This is a genomic window from Enterococcus sp. NPDC086594, from assembly GCF_044746145.1.
GTDB lineage: Bacteria > Bacillota > Bacilli > Lactobacillales > Enterococcaceae > Enterococcus_D > Enterococcus_D entomosocium.
On sequence record NZ_JBIVBP010000002.1, the window covers coordinates 55567 to 78158 of the forward strand.

Sequence of the window (22592 nt, forward strand, 5' to 3'; positions counted from 1 at the left end):
CTGAACAAAGATAAGAATCTTACGTAGATTCTTAGAAAGTTTTCACAATTATGTCTAAACTTTGAAATATTGATTAAATTCTGACAATTCATTTGTTTTTTTTTGTGGTCTATGCTAAAGTTATTTCGAATCATGAAAAGGGGGGTTAATTTGCAAACAGATCAGTTTCAAGAAGAGTTTTTTCGTTATCTTATTGTTGAAAGAGGGTATTCGGAAAAGACAAAAAAAGCGTATAAAGAAGATATGGGCGATTTTTTTCACTTCTTAAAAGAGTCTGGCAATGAAGACCCATTAGCAGTGGAATACCGCGATGTTCGCGTCTATTTAAGCTATTTGACGGAACGAGAGTACAGCCGTAATTCCATCAGTCGTAAAATGGCTAGTTTGCGATCTTTTTATCAGTTTCTAACCAAGCATGAGATCGTCAAAGAGAATCCTTTCGCCTACATTCATTTAAAAAAGAAAAACGCCAAATTGCCGCGTTTTTTTTATGAGAAGGAAATGGATGCTCTCTTTCAAAGTGTTGCTGGCGATGAGCCACTACAACAGCGCAATCAAGCATTGTTAGAAGTCCTTTATGGTTCAGGTTTGCGGGTCAGTGAGTGCAGCAGTCTCACACTGGGGGCAATCGATTGGGAAAGCGGCGTATTACTGATCCATGGGAAGGGGAATAAGGATCGCTATGTTCCTTTCGGTAGTTACGCACAAGCAGCAGTCAAACGCTATCTTTCCTCAGGACGCAAACAGCTGATGGAAAAGCAGAACAAGGAACACGAGATCCTTTTCGTGAATCATCTTGGTGACGGGATCACTGCAACTGGGATCGAATATGTTTTGAATCAAATCATTCGAAAAAGCAGTTTAGACAGTAAAATCCATCCTCATATGCTTCGGCATACGTTTGCAACCCATTTATTAAACAACGGCGCCGATATGCGGACCGTTCAAGAACTGTTGGGGCATGCCAATCTATCGACGACACAGATTTATGCGCATGTCACCAAAGACAGTTTACAAAAAAATTATCGCCAATTTCATCCACGCGCGTAAAATTGGTACAGGAGGAACATAAATGAAGTCAGAATTTCATTCAACCACCATCTGTGCGGTTGAAAAAGATGGAAAATTTGCCATGGCCGGTGACGGACAAGTAACGATGGGAGAACAGGTCGTTATGAAAGGAACCGCTCGGAAAGTCCGTCGAATTTACAATGGTGAAGTGATCGTTGGTTTTGCCGGCAGTGTGGCAGATGCCTTTACCTTGGAAGAAAAATTTGAAGGAAAACTAAATGAATACAACGGAAATTTGCAGCGAGCTGCAGTAGAATTGGCACAAGAATGGCGGACTCAGCAATCGATGCAAAAATTAGAGGCGATGCTGATCGTCATGAATGATAAGGAGATGCTTTTGGTCTCTGGGACAGGTGAAGTCATTTCGCCAGATGAAGGGATCTTAGCCATCGGTTCAGGTGGAAACTATGCCTTGGCAGCAGCCCGCGCGATGAAACGTTATGGCGGTGAACTATCTGCCAAAGAAATTGCTGAAGGTGCCTTGAATATTGCCGCAGACATTTGTGTCTTTACGAATCACAATATCATTGTAGAAGAGTTTTAAAGAGGGATGACGATATGACAAACCAAAACAAATCACCACGAGAAATCGTGAAAGAATTAGATGAATACATCGTTGGACAAACCAACGCCAAAAAATCAGTGGCTGTTGCTTTGAGAAATCGCTACCGCCGGCTGCAATTAGATGAAAAGATGCAACAAGATGTCACACCAAAAAATATTTTGATGATCGGACCAACAGGGGTTGGTAAAACGGAAATTGCGCGACGCTTAGCAAAGATCGTTGATGCACCTTTCGTTAAGTTAGAAGCGACGAAATTCACGGAAGTCGGCTATGTCGGTCGAGACGTAGAATCGATGGTACGTGACCTCGTTGAGAATGCGATCCAAATCGTGAAAAAAGAACAATATAAAAACGTGCGGATCCAAGCAGAGAAAAAAGCCAACCGTCGTTTAGTAAAAGTCTTAGTTCCTGGTATTAAAAAGGAACAGAAAAAGAATACCAATCCTTATGAACAAATGATGAATATGTTCAACGCCGCACAACAACCAGAAGAGCCAAAAGAAGAATTGACGGATGAGATTCGCAGCAACCGTCAAGCCATTTTTGAGCAATTAGAAAAGGGCCTTTTAGACAACCGGGAAGTGACGATCCAAGTCGATGAGCCGAAAAATCAAGCACCGATGATGAACAATGGCTTAGAACAAATGGGGATCGATTTGAATGAAACCTTAGGAGCATTGAAACCGCAAAAGAAAATTGAACGCACAGTAACCGTAAAAGAAGCACGAGAATTGCTGATTCAAGAAGAATCCTCAAAACTGGTCAACGACGCGGATATTCATAGTGAAGCATTACGTTTAGCAGAATCTAGTGGCATCATTTTTCTAGATGAAATCGACAAAGTATCTTCGAAATCACAGCAGTCAGGAGAAGTTTCTCGTGAAGGGGTGCAAAGAGATATCTTGCCGATCGTTGAAGGATCGCAAGTCAATACGAAATACGGAACCCTACAAACAGACCATATCCTTTTTATTGCTTCTGGGGCATTCCACCTGTCGAAACCAAGCGATCTGATCCCTGAATTGCAAGGGCGTTTCCCAATTCGTGTGGAACTAGATGATTTGACAAAAGAAGACTTTGTTAAAATTTTAACGGAGCCCAACAATGCCTTAGTCAAGCAATACATTGCCTTGTTAGGAACCGAAAATGTCAAAGTAGTCTTTACGATGGAAGCTATCGAGAAAATTGCCGAAATTGCTTATCAAGTGAATCGCGATACCGACAATATTGGTGCTCGTCGTTTGCATACGATTCTAGAGAAACTACTTGAAGACTTATTATTTGAAGCATCTGAGATGCAAATGGGTGAAATCACCATCACAGAAGCGTATGTGGAAGAAAAACTTGCGTCCATCGCAAAAGATGAAGACTTAAGCCGGTATATTTTATAAAGGGAGCGGACCAATGAAAACATTATTAGAAAAGACAAGACAAATCAACGAATTATTGCAGCAAAAAAACACCTTTAATTTAGCTTCTGATTTGCCTTACGACAAGATGGCTGTCATTTTAGGAAACATCCTAGACAGCAATGCGTATATTATTAGCATTGACGGTAGCGTGTTAGGTTTTGTTGAGAACCATGATGTCAATAATGAACGCATCAAAAAAATGTTTGTTGAAAAACAGTTTCCTAAAAATTATACAGATTTAGTCGATCACCTGACTTCCACAGAAGCTAATGTGCCAATCAGTGATGATATGACCGCTTTTCCTGTAGAAGGCCGTGAGTTGTATCCCAACGGACTAACGACCATCGTACCGATTTACGGTGCAGGAGAACGTTTAGGTACGATCATTCTTTCCAGGATCGATAAGTCCTTTGATGACGACGATTTGGTATTAGCGGAATACAGTGCGACAGTTGTTGGTATGCAATTCTTGTACCAAAAATCCCGCAGTATCGAAGAAGATGTTCGCAGTACCACAGCTGTTCAAATGGCAATCAACACCCTTTCTTATAGTGAGTTGAAAGCTGTTCAAGCGATCTTTGAGGCATTAGAAGGCGACGAAGGTCGTCTGACCGCGTCAAGTATCGCTGATCGCATTGGAATTACACGGTCGGTGATCGTAAATGCTTTGCGTAAACTAGAGTCTGCCGGCATTATAGAATCCCGCTCTTTGGGGATGAAAGGCACCTATTTAAAAGTGCTTAACAGCCGCTTTAAAGAGGAATTGACGAAACATCAATATTAGGAGATGAGACCATGACAGTTACCATCACGGCGGGTCATCTGCAAGCAAAAATTGCAGAAAAAGGGGCTGAGCTACAAAGCTTAGTTGATACAAGCAATGACCTTGAATATATTTGGCAAGCTGATCCAAACCACTGGGGAAAGCATGCGCCAATCTTATTTCCGATTGTTGGCGCCTTAAAAGAGGACACCTATCAGCATGAGGGCAAAAGTTATCATTTGCCCCGTCATGGGTTTGCCAGAGACATGGTGTTTACTGTCGTTGAAAAACGTACAGACTATGCCTTGTTTCTATTAGAAAGTTCAACTGAAACCAAAGTGAAGTATCCGTTTGATTTTCAGCTGTATGTCAGTTACGAATTAGGCGGTGATGGCTTAGTCGTCAAATACCAAGTAAAGAATAGCGGTCAAAAAGAACTATTCTTCTCCATTGGAGGACACCCTGCATTCAACGTCCCACTTGAAAAAGGGCTGACATTTGAAGACTACTACCTTTCTTTTTCTCCAAAAAAATCACGAGTGAAATTGCCATTAAAAGGCAATTATATTGATTATGAACAACGCACACTCGGTCAAACGAATACGGATTTGCGCTTGACCCACGATATGTTTGCAAATGATGCGCTGGTTTATGAAACGAAAGGATTACATTCCTACTCGATTCGCAGTGAGAAATCGCCTCATAGTGTTACGTTAAGCTACAATAATATGCCGTATGTCGGTTTTTGGTCCACGTATCCCGTAAAATCGCCGTTTCTATGTATAGAACCATGGTGCGGTATCGCAGATACACTGGAAGCTTCCGGTGAGCTTTCAGAAAAATTGGGTATTCAAGCACTTTCGCCTGAGGAGTTATTTGAAACAAAGTACTCGATCACAGTCAAATAAAAGCAGGCAAAAAGAAGCTGAGAAAAGTCATTGCACTTTTCTCAGCTTCTGCTTATTTGTTCGCTTGACGCTTATTCAGACCAAACGGTACCCGACTTTCAGTCCCGTCTTTAATACGTGAAATATTTTCGCGATGGCGAATAAAGATAAAAATCGTTACGCCGATCGCGATGAAGGTCAGCAACCAGTTTTGCTCAGGCAATATCGCAGGGGCGATAAAAGGCAAAACGACCGTCGATAAGGTGATCAAACACGCCGCGATCATACTGGTCAGGCTTACCATACTTGTCACATAAAGACAGATAACAAAAATCAATGAAGAATAAATGAAAAAGAGCGGATTGTATCCTAAGAGCATCCCAGCACTTGTCGCCACCGCTTTGCCGCCTTTAAACTTGGCAAAGATCGGAAAGGTATGACCTAAGATCGCGCAGACCCCAAACCAGAGCGGATTGACGGTATGGAGACCAAAGAGGACAGGCAAACTGGTTGCCAAAGTTCCTTTTAAGATATCCATCAATAAAACAACGATCCCGGCTTTCTTTCCTAAAACGCGAAATGTATTGGTCGTTCCCGTATTGCCGCTGCCGAATTGGCGAATATCTTTTTTGAAAAACAATTGGCCAATCCAAACACCCGAGGGGATCGAACCTAAAAGGTAAGCAACAATAAATAAAAGAATCGTATTCATAATAACCAACTTTCTTTGCAAGGCTAGGGCAATTTTAGCATGAAAACGCCTTTCCAACAATAAGAAAATCTTTCGCTAGTCAGGGAAAGAAGAAAAACAGCTTTCCTCGGAGCTGTGAAACACAAACAAGCCATTTTGTGACTCTAGCTTGTGCAAACAAAGGAAAAAGGATAAGATAGTTTAGAAAAATGTTCGCTTGAAAAAAGCGTATTTTGTGTTAAGATTTTTTTTGCAGTCCTTTCAGCAGTAAAAAAGGACTGATCAAGATTAAAGGAGCGGTGGGTTTGGCAAAGAAAACCACAGAATATAATGATGCTTCCATTCAGGTCTTAGAGGGCCTAGAAGCAGTAAGAAAACGGCCAGGAATGTATATCGGCTCGACCGATAGCCGCGGCTTACATCACTTAGTGTATGAAATCGTCGATAATGCGGTTGATGAGGCACTCTCTGGATACGGCAATGAAATCGATGTTACGATCCACAAAGACAATAGTATCAGTGTTCGAGACAATGGGCGAGGAATGCCGGTCGGGACACATGCATCGGGAATCCCTACTGTTGAAGTGATCTTCACAGTGCTACATGCCGGCGGGAAGTTTGGCCAAGGAGGCTACAAAACTTCTGGCGGCCTTCATGGGGTTGGTGCCAGTGTTGTAAATGCTCTATCCAGCTGGCTGGAAGTAGTCATCGTTCGTGATGGCATCGAATACAAACAGAGCTTCAAAGACGGTGGGAAACCAGCGGGTACTTTGAAAAAAATCGGCAAAACTCGTAAACCAACTGGAACCACAGTCACCTTTAAACCTGACGACACGATCTTTTCAACAACCAAATTCTCCTATGAAATTCTCGCAGAACGTTTAAGAGAATCGGCTTTCTTGCTAAAAGGGGTCAAAATCTCCCTGACGGATGAACGTGGGGAAGAACCAATTCATGAAGTTTTTTTATATGAAGAAGGCATCAAAGAATTCGTTGATTATTTAAATGAAGAAAAAGATACCTTGACCCAGGTGGTTTATTTTTCCGGTACCAAAGAAGCAATCGAGGTAGAACTTGCCTTTCAATACAATGATGGCTATTCGGAAAATGTCTTGTCCTTTGTCAACAATGTACGTACCAAAGATGGTGGTACCCATGAAGTTGGGATGAAAACATCAATGACGAAAGCTTTCAATGAATATGCCCGCAAGGTCAATTTGTTGAAGGAAAAAGATAAGAACCTTGAAGGTAGTGATTTTCGTGAAGGCTTAGCGGCCGTGCTGTCGATCCGTGTTCCAGAAAATCTTTTGCAATTTGAAGGACAGACCAAAGGGAAATTAGGAACACCCTTAGCAAGAAATGCTGTAGACAATGTGATTGGCGAGCAACTAGGCTATTACCTGCAAGAAAACAGTGAAATGAGTCAAATGCTGGTTCGTAAAGCAATCAAAGCAAGAGAGGCCCGTGAAGCTGCCAGAAAGGCGAGAGAAGAAAGCCGCACTGGAAAGAAACGCAAAAAAGGTGAGTCACTGCTTTCTGGAAAATTAACGCCTGCTCAGTCTCGTAATCCTAAGAAAAATGAATTGTATTTGGTGGAGGGGGACTCAGCCGGCGGGTCAGCGAAGCAAGGCCGTGACCGCAAGTTCCAAGCGATTTTACCGTTACGAGGCAAAGTTATCAATACAGAAAAAGCCAAGATGCAGGATATTTTGAAAAATGAAGAGATCAATACCATGATCTATACTATCGGTGCCGGTGTTGGCCCAGAGTTTTCGATTGAAGACTGCAATTATGACAAAGTCATTATCATGACCGATGCGGATACCGATGGGGCGCACATCCAAGTGCTGCTTTTAACGTTTTTCTACCGGTATATGAAACCTTTGATCGAAGTGGGAAAAGTATACATTGCTTTGCCACCTTTGTATAAAGTGTCTAAAGGGTTAGGGAAAAAGGCAGTAGTCGAATATGCTTGGACGGATGATGAACTAAGCAAACTGACCCAAAAAATCGGTAAAGGCTATATGCTTCAGCGCTACAAAGGGTTGGGGGAAATGAATGCCGATCAATTGTGGGAAACGACGATGGACCCAGAAACGCGGACGCTGATTCGGGTAAGAATCGATGATGCGGCTCAAGCAGAACGTCGCGTCACCACTTTGATGGGGGACAAGGTAGAACCTCGTCGGAAGTGGATCGAAAGCCATGTTCAATTCAGTTTAGAAGAAGATGGCAGTATTTTGGATAAAAAAGAAGATACGGTACCGGAATTAGTTGATGAAAAGTTAATGGATACCGAACAAGCAGAAAGCAAACATTTAGTTAAGGAATAGGAGGTGGTCTCTTGGAACACAGAAGCAATATACAAGAATTGACATTGGAAGAAGTGATGGGAGATCGCTTCGGTCGATATTCCAAATACATTATTCAAGAACGGGCATTGCCAGATATTCGTGATGGGTTAAAACCGGTTCAGCGGCGCATCTTGTTTGCCATGAACCAAGACGGCAATACGTATGACAAAGGCTTCCGCAAATCAGCGAAATCAGTCGGGAATATCATGGGGAACTTTCATCCCCATGGTGACTCGAGTATTTATGAAGCAATGGTCCGCATGAGCCAAGACTGGAAATTGCGTCAGATTTTGATTGAAATGCACGGAAACAACGGGAGTATGGATGGTGATCCGCCAGCTGCCATGCGTTATACCGAAGCACGACTTTCAGAATTAAGCGGTGAGCTGTTAAAAGATATCGAAAAAAACACCGTCGAATTGGTGTGGAATTTTGATGATACCGAAAAAGAACCAACGGTCTTACCAGCAAAATACCCAAATCTGTTAGTCAATGGCTCAACTGGGATCTCAGCTGGGTATGCAACGGAAATTCCCACCCATAATTTAGGGGAAATCATCGATGGAACGGTCTATTTGATCGACCATCCGCAAGCTTCTTTGGATCAGCTGATGAAGTATATTCCCGGCCCTGATTTTCCAACAGGAGGGATTTTACAAGGGAAAGAAGAAATCAAAAAAGCCTATGAAACAGGCAAAGGCAAAGTGATCCTGCGTTCGAAAACCAAGATCGAAGACATCAAAGGTGGCAAGCAGCAAATCGTTATCAATGAGATTCCCTATGAGGTCAATAAAGCCAATCTAGTCAAAAAAATGGATGAGATTCGTTTGAATAAACGGATCGACGGGATTGCTGAAGTGCGTGATGAAACTGACCGTACTGGTTTGCAGATCGTTGTCGAGCTGAAAAAAGAAGCAAATGCACAAGGAATTTTAAATTATTTATTTAAAAATACCGAATTGCAGATCAACTACAACTTCAACATGGTGGCTATCGACAATATGCGCCCCCAACAAGTCGGTTTGAAACGGATTTTAGAAAGCTACATCAAGCATCGGCGTGAAGTGATCGAAAAACGCAGTCGTTTTGAACTGCAAAAAGCCCAAAAGAGACAGCATATCGTCGATGGGTTAATCAAAGCTTTATCGATTCTTGATGAAGTGATCGCCACCATTCGCGGCAGTAAAGACAAAAAAGATGCCAAAAACAATCTGGTTGTTCAGCACGGTTTTACGGAAGAGCAAGCAGAAGCCATTGTGAACTTACAGTTGTACCGCTTGACCAATACGGATATCACACAATTGCAAGCAGAGGCGAAAGAACTTGCTGAAACGATCGCTGAATTGACAACGATTTTAAATGAGGAAAGTGAATTACTGAAAGTGATCAAAAAGGAATTGCGGGAGATCAAGAAAAAATATTCGACACCGCGATTGACTGAGATCGAAGCCGAAATTCAAGAAATCAAGATCGAAACACAAGTTTTAGTCGCGCAAGAAGAAGTCGTCGTGACAGTCACAAGAGACGGTTATGTCAAACGCAGCAGTTTGCGTTCTTACGGTGCCTCAAAACCAGAAGAGATCGGCATGAAAGAAGGCGACTCTTTACTTTACAGCAACCAAATGAATACGTTGGATCATCTGTTATTGGTAACCAATAAAGGAAACACGATCTATCGTCCGGTTCATGAATTGCCTGATTTAAAATGGAAAGATCTAGGCGAACATATTTCGCAAACGGTTATGACACTGGCGCAAGATGAAATGATCATTGGGGTCTTTGCCTACAAAGAGATCGATCCGTTGAAAAACTTTGTGCTGATCAGTAAAAACGGCATGATTAAACAAACACGAATGACGGAATTTGAACCTTGGCGCACCTATAAGACACGGCCAATGACGATCATGAAGCTGAAAGATGAATCAGATGAATTAGTCAATGTCTTTTTGACTGATCAAACAGAAGAAATGGATGTCTTTTTAGTCAGTCATCTTGCCTTTGGCTTACGGTATTCGCTTAATGAAGTGCCCGTTGTGGGACCAAAAGCAGCTGGGGTCAAAGCGATGAACCTTAAAGCGGATGATTATCTTATCAATGGGTTGTTAGTTTATTCAGAAGGGGATACACCGATCGTTCTGATTACCCAACGTGGCGCAGCAAAACGCATGCTAGCCCAAGAGATCACCCAATTAGGACGGGCGAAGCGTGGATTGATGGTCTTACGGGAATTGAAGAAAAACCCTCATCGCGTAGTCTATATGGGGAATGGAGAGAACCAGCAGCTACTGGTAACCAACCAAAAAGGACAAGCCTTTGAAGTCATCACGAATCAAATCCCGATCAATGATCGGACCTCCAACGGCTCATTTATCATGGATGAGAAAACAGGGGGGCAAATCTACGAAGTGAAAACACAAATCAGTCCTGCAATCGCAGAGGATTCTGTACTATAAATTATAACAAAGCAACCATTCTGTACCAGTACAGAATGGTTATTTTTTTGCCTCTTAATTAATCTTTCACATTAATAAAAAACGCACTTTAATAAAAGATTCACATTTGATAAATGCTTATAAATCAACGTTTTTAATAATAAAAATCTTAAAAAAAACTAAATTGTTCAAAATAATTCTTGAAAACACTTGCAATCATTAGGGTGTGTGTTATACTGTTCACGTAAAGCTGTTACATTAGTGAACAGAAAATTTAAGGAGGTCCATCAGATGGAACAATGGAATGGATTTAAAGGAAAAACTTGGAAAGAAGAAGTAAACGTACGCGACTTCATCCAAGAAAACTACACACCTTATGACGGAACAGATGAATTCCTAGCAGATGCTACTGAAGCAACGACGAAGCTATGGGATCAAGTCATGGAACTGAACAAGCAAGAGCGTGAAGCTGGCGGCGTATTGGATATGGATACAAAAGTCGTTTCAACGATTACTTCTCATGGACCTGGCTACTTAGACAAAAACTTAGAAACAGTTGTTGGTTTCCAAACGGAAAAACCATTTAAACGCAGCTTGCAACCATTTGGCGGCATCCGCATGTCAGAACAAGCAGCAGAATCTTACGGCTATGAAATCGATGCGGAAGTTTCTCACATTTTCCGCGACTACCGTAAAACACATAACCAAGGGGTATTTGATGCCTATACACCTGAAATCAGAGCAGCTCGTCGTTCTGGTGTAATCACAGGTCTTCCTGATGCATACGGCCGTGGCCGGATCATTGGTGACTACCGTCGTGTTGCATTATACGGAGTGGATTTCTTGATCAAAGAAAAACAACAAGACCTATTGTATTGCGGAAACGGAACCATGTCTGAAGACATTATCCGCCAACGTGAAGAATTAAGTGAACAAATTCGCGCTTTAAGCGAATTGAAAGAATTAGGAAACATTTACGGATTTGATATTTCTAAACCAGCTCAAACGGCGAAAGAAGCATTCCAATGGTTATATCTTGGTTACTTAGCAGCCATCAAAGAGCAAAATGGTGCGGCAATGTCATTGGGACGTACGTCAACTTTCCTTGATATTTATGTTGAACGCGATTTAAAAAATGGCGTGATCACTGAAGAAGAAGCACAAGAAATCGTTGACCATTTTGTCATGAAACTACGTCTTGTGAAATTTGCTCGGACGCCTGATTACAACGCATTGTTCTCTGGTGACCCAACTTGGGTAACTGAGTCAATCGCTGGTATGGGTGAAGATGGACGCCACATGGTAACAAAAAACAGCTTCCGTTTCTTACACACTCTAGCAAACTTAGGTCCAGCACCAGAACCAAACTTGACTGTTTTATGGTCAACACGTTTGCCTCATAACTTCAAAACATTCTGTGCGAAAATGTCGATCCAAACATCAGCGATTCAATATGAAAACGATGATGTGATGCGTGGACATTGGGGCGATGATTACGGAATCGCTTGTTGTGTATCCGCAATGCGCATCGGGAAACAAATGCAATTCTTTGGTGCTCGTGCCAACTTAGCGAAAACATTGTTGTATGCAATCAACGGTGGGGTCGATGAAAAATCAAAAGCACAAGTTGGACCAAAATTCCAACCAATTACTTCTGAATACTTGGATTACAACGAAGTAATGGAAAAATATGACACAATGATGGACTGGATTTGTGATCTGTATGTGAACACATTGAACATCATTCATTACATGCATGACAAATATTCTTATGAACGCATTGAAATGGCGCTCCAAGATACAGATATTCTACGTACGATGGCTACTGGTATCGCTGGTTTCTCTGTTGCAGTTGATTCATTATCAGCGATTAAATATGCCAAAGTTCGTACGATTCGTGATGAAAACGGCATTGTTGAAGATTACGAAATCGAAGGCGATTATCCTAAATACGGAAACAATGATGACCGTGTAGATGATATCGCAGTCAACTTGTTGAAAGCTTTCATGAAGAAAGTAAAACGCACAAAAACATATCGTGATGCAAAACATACAACTTCGATCCTTACAATCACTTCTAATGTGGTTTATGGGAAGAAAACAGGGAACACGCCTGATGGACGTCGTGCAGGTGCACCATTTGCTCCAGGTGCAAACCCAATGCATGGCCGCGATACGCATGGTGCATTAGCAAGTCTTTCGTCAGTTGCGAAATTACCATATGATTACTCATTAGATGGTATTTCAAACACCTTCTCAATCGTACCTAAAGCATTAGGTCGTGACGATGAGACACAACAAGAAAACCTAGCAACAATGCTAGATGGCTATGCAGCAAAAGGTGGTCACCACTTAAATATCAACGTATTTAACCGTGATACATTACTTGATGCGCAAGCTCACCCAGAAAAATACCCACAATTAACGATTCGGGTTTCTGGTTATGCGGTTAATTTCATTAAATTAACCAAAGAACAACAAGATGATGTCATTGCTCGTACAATGCACGAAGCAATGTAATAAGCAACAACTTCAGGCGGCGGACGGGAAAATCCGCCGCCTCTTGTTTTGAGAGTATCAGACGGAGCATGGTTATCCGTCGTTTCGAAGAAAGGAAGAGCATTATGGCAGTAACAGGACAAGTACATTCAACAGAAAGTTTTGGATCAGTAGATGGACCAGGTATCCGTTTTATTGTATTCATGCAAGGATGCCGCATGCGTTGCCAGTTTTGTCATAATCCAGATACTTGGAAGATTGGCACGGGTATCGAACGAACGACTGATGACGTCTTAGAAGAGGCGTTGAAATATCGCGAATTCTGGGGACAAAAAGGTGGGATCACCGTTAGTGGTGGGGAACCGTTACTTCAAATGGACTTTCTGATCGATCTGTTTCGCAAAGCCAAAGCAGAAGGGGTCAGCACAACACTGGACACTTGCGGAAAACCATTTACACGAGAAGAGCCTTTTTTCAGTAAGTTTCAAGAGTTGATGACTGTGACTGATTTGCTGTTGTTTGATATCAAACATATCGATAACAAAGCCCATAAAGAGCTGACCACCCAATCCAATGATAATATTTTGGATATGGCAAATTATCTTTCAGAGATCAATCAGCCCGTCTGGATTCGTCATGTGCTGGTTCCTTTTAGAAGCGATTATGATGACTTCTTGATCCGTTTGGATGAATTTATCAAGACGTTGAAGAATGTCGATAAAGTTGAGATCTTACCTTATCACACGATGGGGAAATACAAGTGGGATGAGCTAGGCTTGAAATATCCCCTTGAAGGGATCGAACCACCAACCGAAGATCGGGTGAAAAATGCCAAACGTTTGCTCCATGTAGATGACTATAAAGGCTACTTAACCCGTTGATCAAAACAGGAAAGAAGAGATTGCTATTGCTTCTTTCCTGTTTTTTTACTATGATTAGAAAGTGAATATCAATTGAAATAGGAGCGATGAAGAAATGTCGAAAATATTAGTATTCGGTCACCAAAATCCTGATACCGACGCTATTGGTGCAGCGATTGCCTTTGCAAACTTACAAAATCAACTTGGGAAAGACTGTGAAGCGGTGGCGCTAGGTACACCGAATGAAGAAACACAATTTGCACTAGACACCTTTAGCCTGGCTACTCCTCGTGTAATCGATTCAGTAACTAAGGAAACACAAGAAGTAATGCTGGTGGATCACAATGAGTTTCAGCAAAGTGCGGCAGATATCGCTGATGTTACAGTGTTGGCAGTGGTTGATCATCACCGTATTGCTAACTTTGAGACAGCCAATCCGTTGTATTATCGTGCAGAACCTGTTGGTTGTACCAGTACGATCGTATTGAAGTTATACAAAGAAAATCAAGTGGAAATTCCAAAAGCGATCGCAGGAATCATGCTTTCAGCGATCATCTCCGATACATTGTTGTTCAAATCGCCAACATGTACCGATGAAGATGTAGCGGCAGCAAAAGAATTAGCGGTTTTAGCAGGTGTTGAACTGGAAGCATACGGATTGGATATGTTGAAAGCCGGCACAAATCTTGGAACGAAATCAGCAGCAGAATTGCTGGATCTTGATGCAAAAAGCTTCCCAATGGGCGGGAAAAACATCCGTATCGGACAAGTCAATACAGTCGACCTAAAAGAGGTCTTTGACCGTCAAGCAGAATTGGAAGCTGCCATGAAAGAATCAATGTCAGCAAATGGCTATGATTTGTTCTTGCTTGTTGCTACTGATATCTTAGACAGTAATTCTGAGCTATTAGTTGTTGGTGAACCAATTGCCCCAGTAGAAGCAGCGTTTGAAACGACATTAACGAACCATCGTGCCTTTTTACCTGGCGTTGTTTCTCGTAAAAAACAAATCGTTCCTCAATTAACAGCGGTTTTCGAAGGATAATTAGGATAAATGTCAGAGTGCTGGTGAGATCTGTTTTGGTAGATCAAGCCAGCATTTTTCATGATTTTTTTAATAAGGAGTACACACAGTGAAATTTTTTTATAGTCCCCATTATCGTTCGTTGCAACCGATCCTGGCATCTTCTGAATTCCATGATTTGGTTCATGTGCTTTTAAGCTGTCAGGAACCACCGACACTACGAGAGCTAAAAGCGAAGTTTCCAGAGGTGTCATTTGATAAAACCCTTGACCGTCTGATCGCATCAGCTTTGATCATCCGCCAAAATCGACGCTATTTTTTAGGTTTTCCTGTTTATACTGAAGAAGATCAAAAGCAGCTGCAAGAAAGTGACGGTTTTTATCAAGATGCCCTTGATTGGTCAACACAAGAAATCGCTGGTTTTCTCAAAAACTTTGCGACATTAAGTAATGAAAATAAATACTTCTATGGTTGTTTGCAGGAGGTGGAGCAGGGGATTGTTTATTCCTTGGCCCATGAAAGTTTTCAGATGATCTCATACGCAGAAGCGCCATGGCCACCAACGCTGCCGGCTTTTTTTGAAGCAAATCGCCAGCTGCAAAATCTATCGGTTTATGACGAACTAATGGATTTGATCGGCGATGTCGATCCGGTCTATTACTTAGATCAAGTAAGTGTCATCTTTGAACGTATCCGTAAAAACAAAAAAGTGCGTCCGAGTATTTTTCTAGAATCGCTTCAACAGTTGAAAATCGTTAGTTCCGAGCTAGATTTCTTGCTGGAAGAAATAAATTGTGATAATCTAAAAAACGGCCGTTATCCATCTGCTGAAAAGGATATTTTCTTGCAACGATCAGTGCTCGCTCACTTAGCGAAAAAGGCAGGTTCATACAACACGTTTTTTTTCAATGATAATTGAGATTTCTAATAATTATGTTATTTGTTTTAAATTTTCTGAATATTACAAAGCTGTTAGATGGTATTCTAATAGCTTTTTTTCTTGTTCATTAAAATGATAATTTGATGAATAAAAATTAAAATATAACGATCGTTTTGTTTGGAGATTTGATTTCTTGATGATATGATGATTTTAGAACGTTGAAAGGGGATATAAAAATGGAAGGATATAAAACGGTTGATTTTGAACAGTTGGAACGGAATAAAACGAAAGCAGAAATGATTACATTCGTATCAATGTCAGAGATAGAAGCGGCACGGCAAGCAATTACAAATGCGGGGATCGATGAAACGCGTTTTTCTGATGGAGATCTCATTCTCGCATTAAAGCAAAAGGAACGATTTAGGGCAAATACGATCGTTTCAGTGGTTATTGATTGGCTAGTGAATCAAAACTATTTAGTGAATCCCGCGAATGCCCTTCGTTATTTGGCGAAAAAAATGGCAGGTGGTCCATTAACGAGTTATAAATTATTGAGTGAGGGAGAGTTTGACTGTGATGGCAATTATTACTTAATTGGTCACGCAGACAAGTCCTTGGCAGTAAATAAAGCCTATAAAGTTTACACCGATGGGCAAGTAAAAGAGCTTTGGCAAGCAAAATAATTGAAGGTGATTTCGGCTCTAGCGAAGAAGGGAAACGGCTGTAGAAGCAGTTGTTTTCGTAAAAGGATCGAAGATTGAAGGTTGTGAAGGACGCGTGAAACTAAACATTCGAATCAGCTTAGCTGGCAGTCATCTTTTGATTGGTGCATTCAGTTTGATCGGTGCATTGCTGACGCTTTATAAAGTACCAACTAGTTTTGGTAAGATCCAAGTCATGTTAGGTGAAATTTATTATACCGATACGGTATTTGACCGATTTACTCAGCTTTTCTTATTGGGGATTATTAGTCTTTATACCGTAGTGACGAGTTTTTACGGGTTTCGATTCTGGTGTTTTTGCTCCGCCTCTTCTGCATTTGGGACACTGCTGGCATATGTTGAATTAACTGAGACACTTCCGGTGATGATTGTTTTCATCCTGGTTTTGGCAAGTTTGTTTCAGTTAAGTGTAGTCACATACTTCATTTTCCAAAAGCTAAAAAGTAGAGCTGAAACAGGTTGAACAGATACGTTCAAGCTGTTTTTTTCTGTCCTGAATAATTCGTTCGTATCATAGGGTTATTAGGTTACTAGAATTTTATTTTATGCTATGCTAACAGTAGAGATCGTTTGATTGCAAATGCTTCTCTATGAAAAAATGGGACAATGATCGATCGTTAAAGAATAAGCGATCAAGATGAGTCGAAGGAGGACTGATGAGAGAGTGGTTACCAAACAACAGGTACTGACTGCAGAAAAGGACTTTCTGAGCGGTGAAAATTTTTATGTCCAACATTTCTTAGGAGCCCATCAAGCGGATGACGGCTATGTGTTTCGTGTTTGGGCACCAAACGCTCAACAAGTTTGGCTGGTTGGTGATTTCAACCAATGGACAGACACTTTGCCAATGAATAAAAGGGCAGAATCTGGGGTCTGGGAGATTGAGACCAACCAAGTAAAAGAAGGACAGCTTTACAAATACAAAGTCAAACAAGCAAATGGACGAGAAGTATTGAAGATTGATCCTTTTGCTGTCCATTTCGAAGCTCGACCAGGAACTGCTGCCGTGTTGCATTCGATCCCACAAAAAAAATGGCGGGATGGACTATGGCAAGGCCGCAAAAAAAGACAGAAAACATTTAATCGACCTCTAAATATTTATGAAGTTCATGCCAGCTCGTGGAAGCACCACGAAGACGGCACCCCTTATCGCTTCTCTGAATTAAAAGATGAACTTATTCCTTATGTGAAAAAAATGGGTTATACCCATATTGAATTTATGCCTTTGATGGAACATCCATTAGGTACCTCGTGGGGCTATCAGCTGACAGGTTATTTTGCGCTCAGTTCCTATTATGGGACACCAGAAGAATTTCAAGACTTTGTAGAGGCATGCCATTTAGAAAATATTGGTGTCTTTGTTGATTGGGTACCAGGACATTTTTGTGTCAATGATGACAGCCTAGCTTATTATGACGGCACGCCGACATTTGAATACATGGATGAAAACCGTGCCAAAAATGTTCGCTGGGGTGCGATCAACTTTGATCTCGGCAAACCACAAGTCCAAAGCTTTCTGATCTCAAGTGCCTTGTTCTGGATCGAATTTTATCATATTGATGGTATTCGGGTAGATGCCGTTTCCAACATGATCTATCGCGATTATGATGAAGGTCCATGGGAACCAAATCACGAAGGGGGCAATCGCAACTTTGAAGGCTATTACTTTTTACAGAAGCTTAATTCTGTTATCAAGTTAGCCCATCCAGCAGTGGTCATGATTGCAGAAGAAAGTACGTCTGAAACCAAAATAACAGGAATGGTCGAAGAAGGCGCGTTAGGATTTGATTATAAATGGAATATGGGCTGGATGAACGATGTCCTGCGTTTTTATGAAATGGACCCGATTTTCCGTAAAGATCATTTAAATCTGCTTTCTTTCTCTTTCATGTATCGGATGCAAGAAAATTATATCTTGCCACTTTCTCATGATGAAGTCGTTCATGGTAAAAAAAGTTTGATGCATAAAATGTGGGGGGACCGCTACAAACAGTTTTCACAACTACGAAATCTCTATACGTACATGATGATGCATCCAGGGAAAAAACTGTTATTCATGGGTAGTGAATGGGGGCAGTTTTTAGAATGGAAATATGATCATGGGCTTGAATGGGGCGATTTAAACGACACATTAAATGCAAAAATACAGTTCTTCACCCAGACCTTGAATGAACTATACAAAGAAGAACGAGCCCTTTGGGAATTGGATGATCAAGAAGATTCATTGATGGTGATCGATGCAGACAACTTAGATGAAACGACATTGACTTTCTTACGACAAGGAAAAACGAAAAAAGATTTCTTGATCGTTGTTGTCAATCTGACACCAGTGGAGCGTCACGATTTTGCGATCGGCGTGCCATACGAAGGAACGTATCGAGAGATTTTAAACACTGAACGGGATGTATTTGGTGGAACTTGGGTGGCTAATAACCAAGACTGCCAGACCAGTAATGCCCCTTTTAAACAATACGACTATCAAATCAAAACAATTTTGCCTGCACTTGGGGCTTTGATTATCAAACCAGAAAAAATCAAAATGACTCGTAAAAAAGCAGTAAAGAAAGCATAAAAAAAGAGTAGAGGGGGAACGGTGAGTAGATCACCAAACAAAATGAAAACAGAAATGTTAGCAATGATCCTCGCAGGAGGACAAGGGACTCGTTTAGGGAAACTAACAAAAAATATTGCCAAGCCAGCAGTTCCGTTTGGCGGCAGGTATCGGATCATCGATTTCACGTTGAGTAATTGTGTCAATTCTGGAATCAAAAATGTGGGTGTAGTCACGCAGTACCAACCTTTAGCACTGAACAACCATATCGGCAATGGCGCCAGTTGGGGATTGGATGGAATCAGTACCGGTGTGACGATTTTACAGCCATATTCAAATTCAGAAGGCGAAAAATGGTTTGAGGGAACTGCCCATGCCATCTATCAAAACATCGCCTATATCGATGAGATGGACCCGCAATACGTCTTGATTTTGTCCGGCGACCATATCTACAAAATGGATTACGAAGAAATGCTGGAAAAACACAAAGAAAATGATGCTTCATTGACGGTTGCAGTTCTCGAAGTTCCGATGAAAGATGCTTCTCGTTTCGGGATCATGAATACTGATAAAAATGACCGCATCATCGAATTTGATGAAAAACCAGCCGAACCAAAAAGCAATCTTGCTTCGATGGGGATCTATATATTTGATTGGAGTCGTCTACGCAGTATGCTATTGAGTAACTACACAAAAGACGGCGAAATGGTCGATTTTGGGAAACATGTGATTCCTTCTTATCTAGAAAGCGGCGACAACGTTTTTGCCTATCGCTTCTCTGGTTATTGGAAAGACGTAGGAACGATCGATTCATTGTGGGAAGCCAACATGGAATTTATTGATCCAGCTATGGAGTTGAATATCCGGGATAAAAGCTGGCAAGTGTTCTCCAAAAACCCAATCGCACCACCGCACTTTGTAACTGAAACCGGTGCTGCTAAAAATTCGCTTGTGATGGACGGCTGCTATGTTGCTGGGGAGATCGAGCACAGTATTTTATCAGAGAACGTGCAAGTGAAAGAAGGCTCGACTATCAAAGATAGCGTAATCATGCCTGGAGCGGTGATTGGCAGAAATGTCAAATTAAATCGAGTGATCGTTGGGGAAAATGCAGTGATTGGTGACGACGCAGAGATCGATGGAACAGACGAAATTGCCGTAGTCGGCTATTCTGAAATTTTAGGGGTGACGATTGATGAGAACTAATAAAATGTGTGCAATTTTAGGGAACCTACAGCGATACCAAGACTTGATGCCATTAACGGAGAATCGTCCGCTGTCGACCTTGTTGTTTGACTGCAAATATCGCTTGTTGGATTTCAATCTTTCAAGTATTGAAAATGCCAACATCAAACAAGTCTACATGATTTTCAATGAAGGAGAGACCCAGTCAGTTTTTGATCATATCGGTGGTGGAAAAGAGTGGAACTTGGACGGTGTTCAAAACCGGTTCTTTATCCACTTATTCCAAGACTCATTGAAAAAGCAAGCCGAAGGGCAAGAGTACTACTATAACGTCATTGACTATTTGGAAAAATCAAAATCAGATCACACTGTATTTATGGGCAGCAAAATCTTATGCAACATCGATTTGCGTGCTTTGCTGAAAATTCATCAACTACAAGGCAATGAAATGACTGTGGTGTATAAACGCATCGGCAGTGACAATGTTTCTGAAAGTGACTTGTTGTTTAATGTTGACAGTGAAGGACACTTAGAAGAAGCGATCCAAGCGAAAAAAGGGGAAGTTGGCTCCCTAGTCAACTTGTGTACGGATATTTTTATCATTCAAACGGATCGTCTGATCGCGGCTCTTAAAGAAGGGCAAAAAGTTGGCGCAACGGCAGATCTCGGTCAATTTTTACGAGAGATGATCTCTGTGGAGAACACTGGCCTATATGAGTACACTGGTTACTTAAGTAACATTTATGATATCTCTTCTTATTATCAAACAAATATGGACATGCTAGATGTGCATAAATTCACCTCATTGCTTTATTCGAATCAAAAAATCTATACCAAATTGAAGAATGAAGTACCAACCTATTACTCGGAAACGTCTGAGGTGAAAAATAGCCACTTTGCTTCTGGTTGCATCGTTGAAGGCTCTGTCGAGCAGTCACTGGTTGCTCGCCGTACGAAAATCCATCCTGAGGCAAAAGTCAAAGGCGCGATCATTTTCGGAAATAACGAAATCAAAGCAGGTGCCGAAGTCTCTTATGCGATCTTAGATAAAAATGTAACCATCGCAGAAGGTGTAAAAGTGCAGGGAACCAAAGAAACCCCGATTGTCATTAAGAAGAATTCTCATGTGACAGAAGATGTAATCGGAGGAGCAAGCGCATGAAGGTTTTGTTTACAGCAGCAGAGTGCGCTCCGTTTTTTAAAACAGGCGGGTTAGGGGATGTTGCAGGTGCATTGCCAAAAGAGTTGGTCAAAAAAGGCGTCGAGACAGTTGTCGTCTTACCTTATTTCACGAAAATGCCTGCCGAATACCAAGACCAAATGGAAGAATGTTTTTCCTTTGAAGTGGCGGTCGGCTGGCGCAAGCAATATTGTGGGATCAAAAAATTAGTTCTAGGCGCTGTGACTTATTATTTCATAGACAATCTCTACTATTTTGGTCGCGAACGGCTCTATGATTTTTATGATGATGGGGAACGCTTTGCTTTCTTCCAATTAGCCGTGATCGAAATGATGGAACGCATTGAATTTATTCCAGACATCGTACATGTCAATGATTACCATACGGCGATGATTCCGTTCTTGATCAAAGAAAAATATCATTGGATCCAAGCGTATCAAAACATACGCACCGTTTTGACGATCCATAACATTGGGTTTCAAGGGTGGTATAGTCGCGATATTTTACCGGATCTTTTTGGGATGGGTACGGAAAGATATGATGATGGAACCTTGCGTTTAAACGATTGCTTGAACTTTATGAAAGCAGGAATCTTGTATGCGGACCGCATCACGACCGTCAGTCCTTCCTATAGTGAAGAAATCAAAACAGCTGAGTTTGGTTGTGGTCTTGAAGTCATTTTACGCATGGAAAGTGGCAAGCTAAGCGGTATCTTGAATGGAATTGATTATGAAATGAATGATCCAGAAACCGATCCTCATTTGGACTATCCTTTCAGTGTCGAGGATTTATCAGGAAAAGCTAAAAACAAGCGAGCGCTACAAGAACAGTTTGGCTTGCCAACTCGTAAAGAGGTTCCGCTGATTTCCGTTGTTAGTCGTTTGACCACTCAAAAGGGGTTCCATTTAGTTCTTGAAGAAATGGAAAACCTCTTGCAGTTTGATGTTCAGTTCATCTTACTAGGGACTGGCGAACATGATTTTGAAGAAGGCTTTCGCTACTTTGCGCAGAAATATCCTGACAAATGTGCTGCCGCGATTTCTTTTGATATTGCATTGGCGCAAAAGTTATACGCAGCAGCGGATCTCTTCTTGATGCCTTCGGCTTTTGAACCATGTGGACTATCGCAGATGATCGCGATGCGTTATGGTACATTACCGATCGTTCATGAAATCGGTGGCTTGAAAGATACGGTGGATTCCTATAATCCGATCACGAAACAAGGAACCGGCTTTGGCTTCCAAGAGTTTTCACCTTTTTACTTGATGAATGCCTTAAAACAGGGGATTGAATTATATGAATCGGATCCGACAACATGGACGGCATTAGTCAAGCAAGCAATGAAAAAAGATTTTAGCTGGAATCAAAGCTCAGATCTTTATGTTGAGTTGTATAATAATATCAAAGTTTGATTGTTTTAAGACAGAAGAATCCTTGTCTGCAACAGAGCGGCTAGTTGTATGACTAGCCATTCTGGCGGCAAGAATTCTTCTTTTTTATAAACGGTTAGCATAAA

At 41.4% G+C, this 22592-nt stretch carries 18 protein-coding genes; 17 read left to right on the forward strand and 1 reads right to left on the reverse strand.

The window, feature by feature from the left end:
• The first annotated feature begins 111 nt into the window (after positions 1-111).
• Genes xerC through ACIPK1_RS04665 form a run of 5 tightly spaced genes read left to right on the forward strand, consistent with a single transcriptional unit; the run spans position 112 to position 4719 of the window.
• Positions 112-1050, forward strand: a complete 939-nt coding sequence (gene xerC / locus ACIPK1_RS04645) for a tyrosine recombinase XerC (RefSeq protein WP_086299594.1) — start codon at positions 112-114, stop codon at positions 1048-1050.
• 22 nt (positions 1051-1072) lie between these two features.
• Positions 1073-1615: an ATP-dependent protease subunit HslV gene (hslV, locus tag ACIPK1_RS04650; RefSeq protein ID WP_005229630.1), complete on the forward strand. Its 543-nt coding sequence runs from the start codon at positions 1073-1075 to the stop codon at positions 1613-1615.
• A 14-nt stretch (positions 1616-1629) separates the two neighbouring features.
• Positions 1630-3027 (forward strand): ATP-dependent protease ATPase subunit HslU, encoded by a 1398-nt coding sequence (gene hslU / locus ACIPK1_RS04655; protein WP_005236820.1) that lies wholly within the window; start codon positions 1630-1632, stop codon positions 3025-3027.
• A 13-nt stretch (positions 3028-3040) separates the two neighbouring features.
• A complete protein-coding gene (codY, locus tag ACIPK1_RS04660; RefSeq protein ID WP_005236817.1) occupies positions 3041-3832 on the forward strand; it encodes a GTP-sensing pleiotropic transcriptional regulator CodY in 792 nt (263 codons plus the stop codon).
• Positions 3833-3843: 11 nt separating this feature from the next.
• Entirely contained in the window at positions 3844-4719 is an 876-nt protein-coding gene (locus ACIPK1_RS04665) for an aldose 1-epimerase family protein (protein WP_008379674.1), read from the forward strand.
• A 52-nt stretch (positions 4720-4771) separates the two neighbouring features.
• Here the strand turns inward: ACIPK1_RS04665 and plsY are convergent, their stop codons facing one another.
• Entirely contained in the window at positions 4772-5410 is a 639-nt protein-coding gene (gene plsY / locus ACIPK1_RS04670; RefSeq protein WP_008379676.1) for a glycerol-3-phosphate 1-O-acyltransferase PlsY, read from the reverse strand.
• A gap of 284 nt (positions 5411-5694) precedes the next feature.
• Here plsY and parE point away from each other — a divergent pair, with 284 nt between their 5' ends.
• The 12 genes from parE (at position 5695) to glgA (ending at position 22488) form a co-directional block, all read left to right on the forward strand.
• Complete coding sequence (gene parE, locus ACIPK1_RS04675; RefSeq protein WP_400450017.1) at positions 5695-7722, forward strand: DNA topoisomerase IV subunit B; 2028 nt, start codon at positions 5695-5697, stop codon at positions 7720-7722.
• An 11-nt stretch (positions 7723-7733) separates the two neighbouring features.
• Positions 7734-10196 (forward strand): DNA topoisomerase IV subunit A, encoded by a 2463-nt coding sequence (gene parC / locus ACIPK1_RS04680; RefSeq protein ID WP_005236805.1) that lies wholly within the window; start codon positions 7734-7736, stop codon positions 10194-10196.
• A gap of 270 nt (positions 10197-10466) precedes the next feature.
• Positions 10467-12695, forward strand: coding sequence for a formate C-acetyltransferase (gene pflB / locus ACIPK1_RS04685; RefSeq protein WP_008379680.1), 2229 nt, complete (start codon positions 10467-10469; stop codon positions 12693-12695).
• 104 nt (positions 12696-12799) lie between these two features.
• Positions 12800-13555, forward strand: a complete 756-nt coding sequence (pflA, locus tag ACIPK1_RS04690; protein ID WP_008379682.1) for a pyruvate formate-lyase-activating protein — start codon at positions 12800-12802, stop codon at positions 13553-13555.
• A gap of 94 nt (positions 13556-13649) precedes the next feature.
• Positions 13650-14579, forward strand: coding sequence for a manganese-dependent inorganic pyrophosphatase (locus ACIPK1_RS04695; protein WP_400450019.1), 930 nt, complete (start codon positions 13650-13652; stop codon positions 14577-14579).
• An 88-nt stretch (positions 14580-14667) separates the two neighbouring features.
• On the forward strand, positions 14668-15477 hold the full coding sequence (locus ACIPK1_RS04700) for a DUF1803 domain-containing protein (RefSeq protein ID WP_034872210.1): 810 nt from the start codon (positions 14668-14670) through the stop codon (positions 15475-15477).
• 197 nt (positions 15478-15674) lie between these two features.
• Positions 15675-16121: a hypothetical protein gene (locus ACIPK1_RS04705; protein WP_400450020.1), complete on the forward strand. Its 447-nt coding sequence runs from the start codon at positions 15675-15677 to the stop codon at positions 16119-16121.
• 94 nt (positions 16122-16215) lie between these two features.
• The gene (locus ACIPK1_RS04710) at positions 16216-16623 is read left to right on the forward strand and encodes a hypothetical protein (RefSeq protein ID WP_016621302.1); all 408 of its coding nucleotides are present in this window, start codon (positions 16216-16218) and stop codon (positions 16621-16623) included.
• A gap of 174 nt (positions 16624-16797) precedes the next feature.
• Entirely contained in the window at positions 16798-18732 is a 1935-nt protein-coding gene (gene glgB / locus ACIPK1_RS04715) for a 1,4-alpha-glucan branching protein GlgB (protein WP_400450022.1), read from the forward strand.
• Positions 18733-18774: 42 nt separating this feature from the next.
• The gene (locus ACIPK1_RS04720; protein ID WP_016613232.1) at positions 18775-19917 is read left to right on the forward strand and encodes a glucose-1-phosphate adenylyltransferase; all 1143 of its coding nucleotides are present in this window, start codon (positions 18775-18777) and stop codon (positions 19915-19917) included.
• The gene (glgD, locus tag ACIPK1_RS04725) at positions 19907-21058 is read left to right on the forward strand and encodes a glucose-1-phosphate adenylyltransferase subunit GlgD (protein WP_016613233.1); all 1152 of its coding nucleotides are present in this window, start codon (positions 19907-19909) and stop codon (positions 21056-21058) included. Before ACIPK1_RS04720 ends, glgD begins: the two co-directional genes overlap by 11 nt.
• On the forward strand, positions 21055-22488 hold the full coding sequence (glgA, locus tag ACIPK1_RS04730) for a glycogen synthase GlgA (RefSeq protein WP_087664324.1): 1434 nt from the start codon (positions 21055-21057) through the stop codon (positions 22486-22488). Before glgD ends, glgA begins: the two co-directional genes overlap by 4 nt.
• Positions 22489-22592 lie beyond the last annotated feature (104 nt).